The sequence below is a fragment of the Actinoplanes sp. CA-252034 genome (assembly GCF_050956125.1).
Taxonomy (GTDB): Bacteria; Actinomycetota; Actinomycetes; order Mycobacteriales; family Micromonosporaceae; genus Actinoplanes.
Map to the genome: position 1 here is coordinate 3,242,536 of NZ_CP191846.1, position 14,884 is coordinate 3,257,419.

Sequence of the window (14,884 nt, forward strand, 5' to 3'; positions counted from 1 at the left end):
CGGTGAGCGCTCCGGATCAGGTGCGCAGGCCCCAGCCGTACGGATAGAGGGGCCGGTAGTCGTCGTCGCCGACGTTGACCGGGACCTGGCCGGCCGAGCGCGGCCAGGACACCGGCAGCCGCCCGGTGAACGGCTTCGCGCCGAACAGCACGTCGGCGACCCCGGCGCCCTCGCTGCCGGGCAGCCACGAGGCGACCATCGCGTCGATCCCGGCGAGCTGGTCGGTGATCACCTGCGGCCGCCCGGAGACGATCAGGACCACGCACCGGTCGACCGCGCCGCAGACCTTGTCGACGACGGCGCGGTCCGCCGGTTGCAGGGTGAGCGACTTGGGCTCCCTCTGCCCGGCGGTGCCGTGACTCCAGGGCGCGCTGCCGACGTCGCCGAAGCCCTCGGCGTAGGGCGTCTCGCCGACCACGACGACGCCGACGTCGGACGTGCCGATCGGGGCGGACGCGTCGGCACTGAAGGTGACCTCGGCCGCCGCCGACCGGATGCCGTCGAGGATCGTGGTGCCGGGGATGACGTCGCCGTCGCGGCCCTGCCAGTCGACGGTCCAGCCGCCGGACTGCATGCCGATGTCGTCGGCGCTGCGCCCGGCCACGTAGATCCGGGCGTCCGGGGACAGCGGTAGCAGGTTCCCGGTGTTCTGCAGCAGGACCTGGGACGCGGCGACGGCCTCGCGGGCGAGCTCCCGGTGCGCGGGGGTCCCGATCGGCCCGGCGGTGGCGTACGGGCTCTCGAAGAGCCCGAGCTCGAACTTGACCCGCAGGATCCGCGTGACGGCGTCGTCGATCCGGGACATCGGCACCCGCCCGGCCAGCACCTCGGCCCGCAGGCGCTCCTGGAACAGCGCGGCGGTGTTCGGCTCCATGAACATGTCGACGCCCGCCTCGACCCCGGCCCGTACCTGGTCGGCGGTGGGCTCCGCCCCGCCGCTCGCCGACGGGAGCTGGTGGACGGCCTCCCAGTCGCTGATCACGAACCCGGCGAAACCGAGCCGTTCCTTGAGCGTGCCGGTGAGCAGCTCTCGGTCGGCGTGCATCTTGACCGGATTCCCGGCGCCGTCCTCGGTCCAGTCGACGCTGGAGAACGACGGCATGACGGTGTGCACCCCGCGTGCGACGGCGGCGGCGTACGGGGCGAGGTCGATCCGCTCGAAGTCGGCCCGGCTGGTGACGGTCACGCCCTGGTCGACGGCGTAGTCGCTGTCCCCGGTCCCGGGCTCGGTGTCGCCGTCCCCGGCGAAGTGCTTGACCGTCGCCACCACCCCGTTGCGCTGGAGCCCGTCCACGGCGCTGCCACCGAGCAGGGTGACCAGGGCCGGGTCCTCGCCGAAGCTCTCGTAGGAGCGGCCCCACCGTTCGTCACGGGTCACACAGACGCAGGGCGCGAAGTCCCACGGGATGCCGGTGGCCCGCATCTCCCGGGCGGTGGCCGCGTACACCTTCTCGACCAGGCCGGCGTCACGGGTCGCGCCGAGGCCGATGTTGTGCGGGAACACGGTGGCGCCGGGCACGTTGCCGTGGCCGTGGACGGCGTCGACGCCGTACAGCAGCGGGATCTTCAGCGGGGTGGCGAGGGCCGCCTCCTGGAGCCGGTTCACCAGGGCGGTCCACGACTCCGGGGTGTTCGGGGTCGGCGCCGACCCGCCGCCGGACAGCACGGAGCCGAGCCGCCACTGTGTGACCAGGCCCGGATCGTCGGTGACCCGGGCGCGCTCGGCCTGGGTCATCTGCCCGATCTTGTCGTCCAGGGTCATCCGGGACAGCAGGTCGGCGACCCGGCGCTCCACCGGCTCCCGCGCGTCCCGGTAGACCACGGCCGGTGACGTCGCGGCGGACACCGGGACGACCGCCACGGTGAGCGCGGCGACCGCGCCCAGCGCGGCCAGGCGGAAGTGGGGTCGCATGTCGTCCTCCTGAGGTGGCTCGGTCCTCCGCTCGGGAGAACGCGTGAGTCGTGGGTAGCGATATGCGGTTATCGCCCCGGTTCGCAGTGGGCTGGCGCATGCTGGAACGACGGACTTCTCCACGGAGCTGACATGGCCGTATTGCTGATCGCTGAGGACGACGAGGACATCGCCCTGGTACTGGTCAGGGTGTTCAAGCGAACCGGATGGACCGTGCTGCGGGCATCGGACGGACGGGCGGCGTTCGACGCGATCCTCGAGCACCGGCCGGACCTCGTGCTCACCGATCTCGGCATGCCGGTGATGGACGGCTGGGAATTGATCGAGGCGATCCGTAACCACCCGGACGACGACATCCGGTTCGTCCCGGTGGCCGTGCTCAGCGGTCACCTGCGACCAGGCGATCCGCGGGCCGGCTCGGCGCGGGTCTGCGCCATCATGCTCAAGCCGTGCCCGAACGACCAGCTGCTCGCGACCATGGAGGAGCTGGTCACCATCGGTCCGCACGACCACGACGCGGCCGACAATCCCTGTCCGGCGGATGTGCCCGTCTCAGTATGAAAAAAGATGATTCGGGTAAGTGAGGTGGGCTAGCCCGTGACCGCGGGCCTCGCTGAACAGGATCGGGCGGGTCATGGTGGTGCGGGACGAGGCCGCTGCCGCGCTGGACGACGGCGCCTTTCTCGGCGCCCTGCTGCAGAGCATGGACGCGGGCGTGCTCGCCTGTGGCGGCGACGGCCGGGTGGTCTTCGCCAACCGGGCGATGCGCGAGATCGCCGGCATCGCCCCTGACGGCCCGCTCCCGGCCGACTTCGAGGACCGGGTGATCCGGCACCTCGCCACGCCCGACCGCCGGCCGATGACCCGTGCCGGGAATCCGCTGATGCGCGCCCTGCACGGCGAGCACGTGGTCTCCGAGGACGTCCTGGTCAGCCGGCCCGGGCACCGGGTCCGGATCTTCGACACCAGCGCGCAGCCCATCCCCGGACCGGCCGGGACACCGCTCGGCGCGGTCGCCGTCGCCCACGAGGTCACCGCGCTGCGCCGGGTCGAACGGTTCCGTAACTGCCACATCGCCGTCGAGCACGTGCTCAAGCATTCGACCACCGCGGCCGAGGCGGCGCCCCGCCTGCTGCGGGCGGTCACCACCACCCTCGGCTGGCCGTGCGCCGAGCTCTTCCTCATCGACGGGGCCACCGGCCTGCTCCAGTCGGTCGGGCACTGGGACTCGGCCGGTCTCGAGCCGGAGGGATTCTTCGGCCACACCCCGCAGTGGGGACAGGGCATCACCGGCCGCGTCTGGGCCGCCGGCCGCCCGATCTGGATGCCGGACATCGGGCTCAGATCCGAGCTGCGGACCGCCCACGAGCGGGAACGGGTGGAGATCTGCCTGCGCCGCGGCGTACGGACCGCCCTGGCCGTGCCGGTCCGGGACGGTGACACCCTGCTCGGCGTGCTGGCGTGCTACGCCGGCACCCAGGAGTACGAGCCGGATCTGCTCACCGTGCTGCTCGACGGGGTGGCCGCACAGGTCGGCATCTTCGTCGCCCAGCGCCGTGCCGAGGACCTGTCCCGGCAGCTGGCCCGTGCCCAGGGCGACTTCGTGAACCTGATCGGGCACGAGCTGCGCACCCCGCTGACCTCGATCACCGCCAACGCCACCCTGCTCGCCGAGGAGACGGCCGGCCTCGATCCGGAGATCCGGGAGATGAGCGGGACGATCGCCCGTAACGCCGGGGCGCTGCAGCGCATCGCCGACACCCTGCTCGACCTGGCCGGCCTGGACTCCGGTCACCTCGGCCTGGACCTCCGGGACGTCGACCTGGCCTCGCTGGTCGCCGACGCGGTGACCTGCCTGCGGCACAGCGGCGGCCGGCTCACCCTGGTCACCGAGGTGCCGGCCGAGCTGCGCCTGCCCTGCGACGAGGTCCGGCTGCGGCAGGTCGTCGACGACGTGCTGTCCAACGCGGTCCGCTACAGCCCGCCGGGCGCGCCCATCCACGTGCGGCTGCGCGAGGCCGACGCGATGGCGGAGCTGTACATCGCCGACAGCGGCATCGGCACCCCGGAGGGCGAGCACGTCCGGGTCTTCGACCGGTTCTTCCGTGGCAGCAACGTGCGCCACCAGGGCAGCACCGGCAGCGGGCTGGGCCTGAGCCTGGCCCGGGCCATCGTGCTGCTGCACGGCGGGACGATCACCCTGTCCGACAACCGCCCGTCTGGCACCGTCGTGCGCATCCGGCTGCCGCTCGCCGGGCCGTCCTAGGCAGGGCCGGCCGTTTCAAGTGGCCGAAAGTGACGTCGCGAGCCTTCACGCGGCGCGGCGGCGGTCCAGGGCGTCGAGCAGCGCGGTGGCCCGCAGGCCCACGTTGATGCCGAGCCAGCGCGCCGGCTCCGGCTCCCAGCGGCGCGAGCGATGCCCGACCCACGGCAGGCGGGTCAGGTCGCTGTCCGATCCGCGGATCAGATCAGCGAGGGTACGGCCGGCGAGGTTGGCCGCCGCGACACCGTCACCCACGTAGCCCCCGGCCCAGGCGATCCCGTCACGCAGGCCGACCGACGGCATCCAGTCCCGGGCGATGCCGAGCGGTCCACCCCAGCGGTAGGCGATCGGCGGGTCGATCCCGAACAGCTCGGTGAGTGTGGCCCGCAGCGCCTCGAACACCTCCGGGACCAGGTCGTACTCGGGGCGGACCCGGGACCCGAAGTGGTACGGGGCGCCGCGCCCGCCGAACGCCAGCCGATCGTCGGCGGTTCGTTGACCGTAGATGACCAGCCGCCGCTCGTCGGTGAACGTCTCGCGCCGGGCCAGGCCCACGCGCTGCCAGAACTCCTCGGGCAGCGGCTCGGTGACGATCATCAGGGAGTAGACCGGCGCGATGTCCCGACGGTGCCCCGGCAGTTCGGCGGTGTAACCCTCCAGTGCCCGCACGATCGTGGGCGCGTGGACCGTACCCCGCATGGTCTTGATCTGTCCGGTCTTGATCTGCTCGACGCGGGTGCCCTCGTGGATGGTGACGCCGAGCCGCTCGACGGTCTCCGCGAGGCCTCGAACCAGTTTGGCCGGGTGCAGGGCGGCGCAGTGCTCGCTGTAGATGCCGCCGAGCACGCCGGTCGCGTTACACATCGCCGTCGCCGTCGCCGCGTCGACGAACCCGGGGTCGCCCTGGGCGCGGCGCAGCTGGACCGTGCTGCGGACCAGGGAGAGCGTGCCCCCTTTGGCGTAGTCGCAGTCGATGCCCTCGGCCGCGGCGACCCGGCCGACCTCGTCGACGGTGTCGCCCAGCGCCCGGTGCATGGCGGCCGCCGCGTCCGGCCCGTACCGGCGCGCGAGCTTGGCCTCGGAGACCGGGAAGAGGCCGGACGCCCAGCCGCCGTTGCGGCCGGACGCGCCGAACCCGCAGTACTCCGCGTCGAGGATCACGATCCGCTTCGACGGATCGGCCCTCGCCAGGTAGTACGCCGTCCACAGGCCCGTGTACCCGCCGCCGGCGATGGCCACGTCGGCGTGCAGGTCACCGGCGAGCGGCGGGCGCTTCTCGATCGGGCCCAGGCTGTCGAGCCAGAAAGAGGGGCTGTTCATGAAGAGTCACCGCGTTCCCCAGGCGTAGGTCTGTTTGGCGAGCCGCAGATACATGAAGGTGTCGGCCTCGGTGACGCCGTCGATGGTGCGCACCTTCTCGTTGAGGATGTCGAGCAGGTGCTCGTCGTCGGTGCAGACCAGCTCGACGAGCAGGTCGTACCGCCCGGCGCAGATCACCACGTAGTCCACCTCGGGGACCTCGGCGATCTGATCGGCGATGGTCCGCAGGTTGCCGTTGACCCGCAGGCCGACCATCGCCTGCCGGGCGAAGCCCAGCGTCAGCGGGTCGGTCACGGCCACGATCTGCATCAGCCCGTTGTCCAGGAGCCGCTGCACGCGCTGGCGCACCGCGGCCTCGGAGAGACCGATCGTCTTGGCGAGCGTCGCGTACGACATACGGCCGTCACGCTGTAGATGCTCGATGATCAGTTTGTTCGTATCGTCCAGCGTCACGTCCGTCACGCCGCGATTCTTCCCTGGAACGCTTGACGTCAGCAAAGGGGTCGCCCGTCAGGTGAGCAGAGCGCGGCGGAGGATGTCGAGTCCACGGGTCAGATCCTCGTCCGAGATGATCAGCGGCGGCAGGAGACGCAGCACGTTGCCGTAGGTGCCGCAGGTCAGCGTCAGCAGCCCGGCCTCGTGGCAGGCCTTCGACACGGCCGCGGTGCGGGTCGCGTCGGGTTCGATCGTCCCGGGGATCACCAGCTCCATGGCGATCATGGCGCCCCGGCCACGCACCTCGGCGACACCGGGATCGGTGTCGGCCAGCGCGGCCTTGATCGTGGCTCCAATGCTCCGGGCCGCGGCGTTCAGGTCCAGCTCACGCATGGTCTCGATGGCGGCGAGGGCGGCCGCGCAGGCCACCGGGTTGCCGCCGTACGTGCCGCCCAGCCCACCGGCGTGCACCGCGTCCATCAGATCGGCCCGGCCGACGACACCGGCGATCGGCAGCCCGCCGCCCATGCCCTTGGCCGTGGTGATCAGATCCGGCTCCAGGCCCTCGTCCTCGGAGGCGAACCACTGCCCGGTACGCGCGAACCCGGTCTGGATCTCGTCGGCGATGAACACCGCCCCGTTCGCCGTCGCCCACGCCGCGATCGCCGGCAGGAAGCCCGGCGCCGGCACCACGAAACCGCCCTCGCCCTGGATCGGCTCGATCAGCACGGCCGCCACGTTCGACCCGCCGACCTGCTTCTCGATCACGTCGATCGCCCGGCGGGCCGCCTCGGTGCCGTCCAGGCCGCCGTCGCGCAGCGGGTACGACATCGGCGCCCGGTACACCTCCGGGGCGAACGGGCCGAACCGGTGCTTGTACGGCATGTTCTTCGCGGTCAGCGCCATCGTCAGGTTGGTCCGGCCGTGATAGGCGTGGTCGAACACGACGACGGCAGGCCGCCCGGTCGCGTGCCGGGCGATCTTGACGGCATTCTCCACCGCCTCGGCGCCGGAGTTGAACAGCGCCGCCCGCTTCTCGAAGCCGCCCGGCGTCAGGTCGATCAGCTGCTCGCAGACCGCCACGTACGACTCGTAGGGCGCCACCATGAAACAGGTGTGGGTGAACCGCTCGACCTGCGCGCGGACCGCCTCGACCACCCGCGGGGCGGCGTTGCCGACGTTGGTGACCGCGATCCCGGAGGCGAAGTCGATCCACTCCCGGCCGTCGACGTCGGTGATCGTGCCGTTGCCCGCATGGTCGACATAGGCGTTCACCACCGAGCCGACACCCTTGGCGACGGCCGCGATCCGCCGTTTGTGAAGCTCCTCGGAACTCATCAGGCCCCCACGTTGTGCATGACGTGCTTGATGCGGGTGTAGTCCTCGAACCCGTACACCGACAGGTCCTTGCCGTGCCCGGAGTGCTTGAAGCCGCCGTGCGGCATCTCGGCGACCAGCGGGATGTGGCAGTTGACCCACACGCAGCCGAAGTCGAGCCGCTGCGTCATCCGCATGGCCCGGCCGTGGTCCTTCGTCCAGACGCTGGAGGCCAGGGCGTACTCGACACCGTTGGCGTAGGCGACCGCCTCGTCCTCGTCGCCGAACCTCTGCACGGTGATGACCGGGCCGAAGACCTCGTTCTGGATGATCTCGTCGTCCTGGCGCAGCCCCGAGACGACCGTGGGGGAGTAGAAGAAGCCCCGGTCCCCGACCTGCGTGCCACCGGTCTGCAGCACCGCGTGGTCCGGCAGCCGCTCGATGAAGCCGGCGACGCGGGCGAGTTGCGAGGCGTTGTTGACCGGGCCGTAGAGCACGTCCTCCCGGTCCGGGGCCCCGGTCTTGATCTCCCGGGCCTGGGCCGCGAGCGCCGCCACGAAGTCGTCGTAGACCCCGGCCGACGCCAGCACGCGGGTCGCCGCCGTGCAGTCCTGCCCGGCGTTGAAGTAGCCGGCCTCGGCGATCGACGCGGCGGCCGCCTCCACGTCGGCGTCGTCGAAGACCACGACCGGGGCCTTGCCGCCCAGTTCCAGGTGGGTGCGCTTGAGGTCGGCGGCGGCCGACCCGGCCACCTCCATGCCGGCCCGGACCGAGCCGGTGATCGACACCATCTGCGGGGTCTTGTGGGTGACCAGGGCCCGGCCGGTGTCCCGGTCGCCGAGGACCACGTTGAACAGGCCGGCCGGCAGGAACTCGGCGGCGATCTCGGCCAGCAGCACGCTGGTGACCGGCGTGGTGTCGGACGGCTTGAGCACCACGGCGTTGCCCGCGGCCAGCGCCGGTGCGATCTTCCACATCGCCATCAGCAGCGGATAGTTCCACGGGGTGACCTGCGCGCAGACTCCGATCGGCTCGCGGCGCACATAGCTCTCGAAGCCGTTCATGTACTGCCCGGCCGAGCGGCCCTCCAGCACCCGGGCGGCGCCGGCGAAGAACCGCAGGTGGTCGACGGCCGGCGGCAGCTCCTCGCTGGCGGTCAGGCCGAGCGGCTTGCCGGTGTTCTGCGACTCGGCGGCCACCAGCTCGTCGGCGCGCGCCTCGATGGCGTCGGCGAACTTGAGCAGGGCCCGCTGCCGCTCGCCGGGGGTGGTGTCGCGCCACTGCTGGAACGCGGCCGAGGCGGCGGTCATGGCCCGGTCGACGTCCTCGGACCCGGAGACCGGCGCCGAGGCGAACACTTCACCGGTGGACGGGTCGACGAGATCCTCGTACCGCCCCTCGACGGGTGCGACGGCTTCGCCCCCGATGAGGTTGTGCAGTACCGTCTTCGCGGTCATCCGGCGCCTCCAGCTGTGGTATCAGCGAATTCGGCCCCATCTTTTCTGCTGAATCCGTTGCGAACAAGAGGTCACAGCAATATTTCCGTACGAACTGGGGCCGGTAACGAACCTGCCATCGAACGGTGACACACCCGCCGTCAGTCGCGGCGGCGAACGGCCAGAACCGCGACGTCGTCGGTCGGCAGCGCATCGGCCGCCTCCGACATGACGGTAGCGCAGACCGCGTCCGGCGCGTCGGCCCGGACGAGCGCGACCAGCCGCTCCAGCCCGGTGTCGATCACCTCACCGCGGCGCTCCACCAGGCCGTCGGTGTAGCACAGCAGCAGCGCGCCGGGAGCCAGCGGCACCGCCGTGCTCCGCCGGGGCCGATCCGGGCGCATCACCCCGAGGGGCGGGTCGACCGGCACGGCGACCAGCGCGGCCGGGCCGTCCGGACCCGCGAGCACCGGGCGCAGGTGGCCGGCCGTGGAGATGATCGCCAGGTCCCGGCCGGGACTGATCATCGCGTAGAGGGCGGTGGTCAGGCTGCCCGCCTCGAAGTGCTGCACCTTGCGATCCAGCAGGGTCAGCGCCTCCGCCGGATCGTCGCAGATCAGCGCGTACGCGCGGAGCGCGCTGCGGACGCGGCCCATCACCACGGCCGACGCCAGGCCGTGCCCGGAGACGTCGCCGATCACCACGCCCAGCCAGCCGGACGGGAGCACGAACACGTCGTACCAGTCGCCGCCGATGCCGGTGGCGTGGCCCGGCACGTAGCGCGCCGCCAGGTCGACGCCGGGCACCGACGGCAACCGTGCCGGCAGCAGGCTGCGCTGCAGGGCCAGCGCCGCCGACTGGTCGAGCTTCGCCGATCGGATCCGCCCCGCCGCCGCGACCCGGTCGGCGACCAGCTCGAGCAGCCTGACGTCGTCGTCGCCGAACTCGCGGCGGCTCAGCGTGCCGACGTGCAGCACTCCCATCAGATCCCCGCCGGCCAGGATCGGCACGCCCAGCAGCGAGCGGATGCCGGTGGCCGTCAGGATCGGGTTGACCACGTCGTTCGGGGTGACGTCGGTGAGCCGGACGGCGGTGCGGGCCGCCGCGACCCGGCCGGCGAAGCCACGCCCCACCGCCACCCGGAACCCGGCCCGCACCTCCTCCTCCAGGCCCTTGGCCGCGGTCGCGACCAGCTGACCGGAATGAGCGTCCAGCAGCAGGATCGCCGCGGTGTCCACACCCAGCAGGTCGCGGACCCGGTCGAGCAGCTCGTCGAGGAGATCGGAGACGTCGAGCCGGGACAGCGTCGCATCGGTGACCGCTTCGAGACGGCGCAGCCGCTCGTCGTCGTTGATGCGAGGGGACACGGCCTCAGCCTAGTGTTCGGAGCCGCACCTCCACCGGCGTGGTGATGACCCGTCCGGGCCCAGCCGGCCGGACCGGCCCGGTCAGCTCGACGACCGCCTCGCAGGGCAGGTCACCGGCCGACGTCCCGGCGAGAACCCGCAGCTCACCGGGCTCGACGATACGTTTCACATCGCGGTCGGCGAACGCCGTCCGGTCGGTGTGCACGTGGAAGACGACGTCCGCTTCGGCGCCGGCGGCCAGCTCCACCCGCTGGAATCCGGCGAGCTGAACCACCGGACGGGTGACCTGGGCGACCGGGTCGGACAGGTACAGCTGCACCACCTCGGCGCCGTCCCGGCCGCCGGTGTTGCGGACCCGCACGGTCGCGGTGAACTCGCCGTCGGTCGGCACCCGGGTGCCGGACAGGCGCAGGTCGCCGACCTCGAACGAGGTGTACGACCGGCCGTGCCCGAACGGGAACAGCGGAGTCGGGTCCAGGTTGCTGGTGCCGGTGTGCACCGCGCCGAGGCGTGGCTGCAGATAGGTGCCGGGCTGGCCGCCCGGGGTCCGCGGGATCTGCACCGGCAGCTTGCCGCTGGGCTGCACCCGGCCGGACAGCACGCCCGCGATCGCCGGGCCGCCCTCCTCGCCCGGCATGAACGCCTGCACCAGGGCGGCGGCCCGGCCCGCGAAGTCGCCCAGCGCGTACGGACGGCCGGAGACCACGACCACCACCACCGGCGTGCCGGTCTCGAGAAGCGCTTCGACAAGATCCGCCTGGACGCCCGGCAGCCGCAGGTCGGCGGCGTCGCAGCCCTCGCCCGAGGTGCCCTTGCCGAACAGGCCGGCCAGGTCGCCGACGAACGCCAGGCACACGTCGGCGTCCCGGGCGGCGGCCACCGCCTCGGCGAACCCGGAGCGGTCGGCGCCGTCGACGGCACAACCGCGGGCGTACGCGACCTCGGCGCCGGAGAGCTCGGCCCGCAGCGACTCGGCGGCGGTCGGCAGGTCGATCTCCGGTTCGACGCCGGGATAGCGGGGGAGCACGTGGTTGGCGAAGGCGTAGCAGCCCAGGAAGGTCCGCGCGTCGTCGGCGCAGGGGCCGACCACCGCCATCCGCCCCGTGCCGGACAGCGGCAGCACGTCACCCGGATCGAGCAGCACGATCGAGCGCTCGGCCACCTCGCGGGCCAGCTCCCGGTTGGCCGCCGAGTCCAGCGTCACCTCGGCTGACGTGGCCACCGACGACTCCGGGGTCCACTCCGGATCCAGCAGGCCCAGCTCGGCCTTCTGGGTCAGCACCCGGCGGGCGGCGCGTTCCACGTACGACTCGTCGAGCTTGCCGGAGCGCACCCGGGCGACCATCTCGTCGCCGTACCCGATGGTGTCGGGCAGCTCCACGTCGATGCCGGCCTCGAGTGCCCTGGCCCCGGCGTCCCCGTCGTCGGCGGCGATGCCGTGCATGCTCGCCAGGAACGGCACCGCCCAGTAGTCGGAGACCACCGTGCCGGTGAAGCCCCACTCGTCGCGCAGCAGATCGGTGAGCAGCCAGGAGTCGGCGCCGGCCGGCACCCCGTCGACGTCGGAGTAGGAGTTCATCACCGATCCGGCGCCTGACCGGACGGCGGCCTCGAACGGTGGCAGGATCATGTCGAGCAGCTCGCGGCGGCCCATCGGCACCGGGCCGTGGTTGCGGGCGCCGCGAGAGGCGGAGTATCCGGCGAAGTGCTTGAGCGTGGCCAGGACCCCGGAGCTCTGCAGCCCGCGGACGTACGCCGACCCGACCGTTCCGACCAGGTAGGGGTCCTCGCCGATGGACTCCTCCACCCGGCCCCACCGGTAGTCGCGGACCACGTCGAGCACGGGGGCGAGCGCCTGGTGCACGCCGAGCGCCGCCATGTCCCGCCCGATCGCGGCGGCCATCCGCTCGATCAGCTCGGGGTCGAACGTGGCGCCCCAGTTGATCGCGGCCGGATAGACCGAGGCGCCGTGCATGGTGAACCCGGTGAGGCACTCCTCGTGCACCATCGCCGGGATCCCCAGCCGGGACGAGGCCATCACGATCCGCTGCTGGCGCACCAGCTCGGCGGCGCCCTCGGCGACGGTGACGGGGTAACTGCCGTAGATCCGGGTGAGCTGACCGAGGCCGTGCCGGCTGGCGTCCTCCAGCGCGGGGCCCCCGCTGAACTCGCTCTCCATCGGGGCGACCGAGTGCTCGTGCTCCGGCTCGGGGCCGGCCGGGCCGGTGGCGCCCTTGTCCTTGCCGATCCACCGGCTGCCGAGCTGGGCCACCTTCTCCTCGAGCGTCATCGCGGCGAGCAGTGCCTCGACGCGCTCGGGAACCGGCAGCGCCGGATCTTGCCAGGGATTTGTTGTCAACGAAACCTCCGAAACTTTCGGTGCCGTTCAACGGCGGGCCGGTGGGCTGCGGCGAACAGTGGCGCCCCCACCAGCGTTGCTAACTCTCGCGCTCCGGGCACGGTTAGGGCAAGAGTCTTGACACTCGTCACGGCGAAACCCTACGTTAACGAAACCTCGCGTTAATTTGCAGCTGTCACTCGAAACTTTCGGCAGCGGTTCCGCTTCTAATCGGCGTCCAACAACGGAGATCAGCGTGAAGCGCAGGAATTTCTTGACCCTCGGTGCCGGCGCCGCCGCCGGCGCCGCGCTCGCCGCCTGTGGCACGTCCGGTCCGGCCGGTGGCGGTGGCACCGCCAAGGCGGGCGAAGCCTCCTACTGGTTCCTCAGCGGCCCACCCGGGGAGTCGGTCCGCACCGGGGCCGTGGAGCGGTTCAACAAGGCCAACCCGAACGGCCCGATCAAGCTCACGGCGTTCCAGAACGACGCCTACAAGGACAAGCTCAAGACCGCGCTCGGCGCCGGGCAGCCGCCGACGATCATCTGGGGCTGGGGCGGCGGTGGCCTGAAGAGCTACGTCGACGGCGGCCAGGTCGAGGACCTCACCGACTGGTTCGGGCAGAACGCCGCGGTCAAGGACCGGCTCTTCCCGTCCTCCTTCGGGCCGGCCACCATCAACGGCAAGATCTACGCCATGCCGGCCGAGACCGTTCAGCCGATCGTGCTGTTCTACAACAAGCAGGTCTTCGCCGACAACGGGCTCACCCCGCCGCAGTCGTGGGGCGAGATCATGGACCTGGTGCCCAAGTTCAACGCCAAGGGCATCGCCCCGTTCTCCCTGGGCGGCCAGTCCCGCTGGACCAACATGATGTGGCTGGAGTTCCTCTTCGACCGCATCGGCGGCCCGTCGGTCTTCGGTGACGTCTTCGAGGGCAAGGCCAACGCCTGGAGCAACCCGCTCGCCCTCGACGCGCTCACCAAGATGCAGGACCTGATCAAGGCGGACGGCTTCGTCAAGGGCTTCTCCTCGATCACCGCCGACTCCAACGCCGACCAGGCGCTGCTCTACAAGGGCAAGGCGGCCATGATGCTGCACGGCAGCTGGTCGTACGGCATCATCAAGGAGCAGGGCGGCTCGTTCCTCAAGGACGGCAAGCTCGGCTACATGAACTTCCCCGGCGTCGACGGCGGCAAGGGCGACCCGAACGACACCGTCGGCAACGCCGGCCAGTACCTGTCGATCTCCTCCAAGGCCTCGGCCGAGCAGAAGGACATCGCCAAGAAGTTCTTCACCAGCCTGCTCGACGACACCGAGCAGTCCGACTGGATCAAGACCGGCGGCGTGCCGATCATCAAGGGCGCCGACGCCAAGCTCGCCGCCTCGCCGGACGCCGACTTCCTCAAGTTCGTCTACGGCGTGGCCAGCAACGCCAAGGTGTTCGCCCAGTCCTGGGACCAGGCGCTCAGCCCGACCGCCGCGGAGACCCTGCTGTCCAACATCTCCAAGCTGTTCACCCGGTCGATCAGTCCGCAGCAGTTCGCCGACAACATGAACGCGGTCATCGGGAAATGACGATTGCTCCGCCTGTGGTGCGGACCGCTCCCCCGGCAGCAACAACGCCGGGGGGAGCGGGTCCGTCTCGTGGATGGCCTGGCCGGCCCTGATCGCGTTCACCCTGTTCGGGGTGATCCCGCTGCTCGGGGTGCTGGTGCTCAGCTTCAGCTCGTGGAGCGGCCAGACCACCGACATCCCCTTCTCCGGCCTGGACAGCTGGCGCACCGTGCTCTCCGACCCGGACCTGCCGCACGCGCTCTGGGTCACCTTCCTGATCATGGCGTTGTCCTGGGCGGTGCAGACGCCACTCTCCATCCTCATCGGGGTGTTCCTGGCGGCACGGCACCGCTACCGCGCGGTGCTGGCGGTGCTCTACTTCATTCCGCTGCTGCTCAGCCAGGCCGCCATCTCGATCACCTACAAGGCGCTGCTCGACCCCAACTTCGGGCTCGGCGCCGGCCTCGGCTTCCCGTTCCTGCAGCAGGACTGGCTCGGTGACGGCACACTGGCCATCGGCGTCGTGGTGTTCGTGGTCTCCTGGCAGTTCATCCCGTTCCACTCGCTGATCTACCAGGGCGGGGTGCGGCAGATCCCGGCCTCGATGTACGAGGCGGCCCAGATCGACGGCGCGGGCCGGATCCGGCAGTTCTTCAGCATCACCCTGCCGCAGCTCAAGTACACGATCATCACCTCGTCGACGCTGATGGTCGTCGGGTCGCTGACCTTCTTCGACCTGATCTGGGTGCTCACCGCCGGCGGCCCCGGTGGCGCCACCCAGTCCCTGGCAGTCGACATGTACCAGCGCGGATTCAAGGCCAACCTGATGGGCCCGGCCAGCGCGATCGCCGTCATCCTGGTGCTCTTCGGCCTGCTGCTGGCGCTCGGGCTGCGCCGGCTCGGCGGCCGGAACCAGGCCGACAGCCAGCTGGAAGGAGCCTGAC

At 71.3% G+C, this 14,884-nt stretch carries 11 protein-coding genes; 4 read left to right on the forward strand and 7 right to left on the reverse strand.

All coding sequences use genetic code 11. The features are described 5' to 3' along the window. Positions 1–16 precede the first annotated feature (16 nt). Positions 17–1,912 (reverse strand): glycoside hydrolase family 3 protein, encoded by a 1,896-nt coding sequence (locus ACQPZW_RS14555; protein ID WP_433795397.1) that lies wholly within the window; start codon positions 1,910–1,912, stop codon positions 17–19. A gap of 132 nt (positions 1,913–2,044) precedes the next feature. Here ACQPZW_RS14555 and ACQPZW_RS14560 point away from each other — a divergent pair, with 132 nt between their 5' ends. Next, the gene (locus ACQPZW_RS14560) at positions 2,045–2,473 is read left to right on the forward strand and encodes a response regulator (protein WP_433795398.1); all 429 of its coding nucleotides are present in this window, start codon (positions 2,045–2,047) and stop codon (positions 2,471–2,473) included. Between the two features lie 73 nt (positions 2,474–2,546). Next, entirely contained in the window at positions 2,547–4,178 is a 1,632-nt protein-coding gene (locus ACQPZW_RS14565; protein WP_433795399.1) for an ATP-binding protein, read from the forward strand. Between the two features lie 45 nt (positions 4,179–4,223). Here the strand turns inward: ACQPZW_RS14565 and ACQPZW_RS14570 are convergent, their stop codons facing one another. The 6 genes from ACQPZW_RS14570 to ACQPZW_RS14595 form a co-directional block, all read right to left on the reverse strand. Then, positions 4,224–5,495 carry an NAD(P)/FAD-dependent oxidoreductase gene (locus ACQPZW_RS14570; RefSeq protein ID WP_433795400.1) on the reverse strand — a complete coding sequence of 424 codons (1,272 nt, stop codon included), beginning with the start codon at positions 5,493–5,495 and terminating at the stop codon, positions 4,224–4,226. A gap of 6 nt (positions 5,496–5,501) precedes the next feature. Then, complete coding sequence (locus tag ACQPZW_RS14575) at positions 5,502–5,957, reverse strand: Lrp/AsnC family transcriptional regulator (RefSeq protein ID WP_109598266.1); 456 nt, start codon at positions 5,955–5,957, stop codon at positions 5,502–5,504. A gap of 48 nt (positions 5,958–6,005) precedes the next feature. Beyond that, complete coding sequence (gabT, locus tag ACQPZW_RS14580; RefSeq protein ID WP_433797539.1) at positions 6,006–7,271, reverse strand: 4-aminobutyrate--2-oxoglutarate transaminase; 1,266 nt, start codon at positions 7,269–7,271, stop codon at positions 6,006–6,008. Then, positions 7,268–8,704 (reverse strand): gamma-aminobutyraldehyde dehydrogenase, encoded by a 1,437-nt coding sequence (locus tag ACQPZW_RS14585; RefSeq protein WP_433795402.1) that lies wholly within the window; start codon positions 8,702–8,704, stop codon positions 7,268–7,270. Before ACQPZW_RS14585 ends, gabT begins: the two co-directional genes overlap by 4 nt. A gap of 140 nt (positions 8,705–8,844) precedes the next feature. Then, the gene (locus ACQPZW_RS14590; RefSeq protein ID WP_433795403.1) at positions 8,845–10,050 is read right to left on the reverse strand and encodes a PP2C family protein-serine/threonine phosphatase; all 1,206 of its coding nucleotides are present in this window, start codon (positions 10,048–10,050) and stop codon (positions 8,845–8,847) included. A 4-nt stretch (positions 10,051–10,054) separates the two neighbouring features. Beyond that, positions 10,055–12,409: a glycoside hydrolase family 3 N-terminal domain-containing protein gene (locus tag ACQPZW_RS14595; RefSeq protein WP_433795404.1), complete on the reverse strand. Its 2,355-nt coding sequence runs from the start codon at positions 12,407–12,409 to the stop codon at positions 10,055–10,057. 235 nt (positions 12,410–12,644) lie between these two features. Between ACQPZW_RS14595 and ACQPZW_RS14600 the strand changes: the two genes are divergently transcribed. Continuing rightward, a complete protein-coding gene (locus ACQPZW_RS14600) occupies positions 12,645–13,961 on the forward strand; it encodes an extracellular solute-binding protein (protein ID WP_433795405.1) in 1,317 nt (438 codons plus the stop codon). A gap of 73 nt (positions 13,962–14,034) precedes the next feature. Next, positions 14,035–14,883, forward strand: coding sequence for a carbohydrate ABC transporter permease (locus ACQPZW_RS14605; protein ID WP_433795406.1), 849 nt, complete (start codon positions 14,035–14,037; stop codon positions 14,881–14,883). Position 14,884 lies beyond the last annotated feature (1 nt).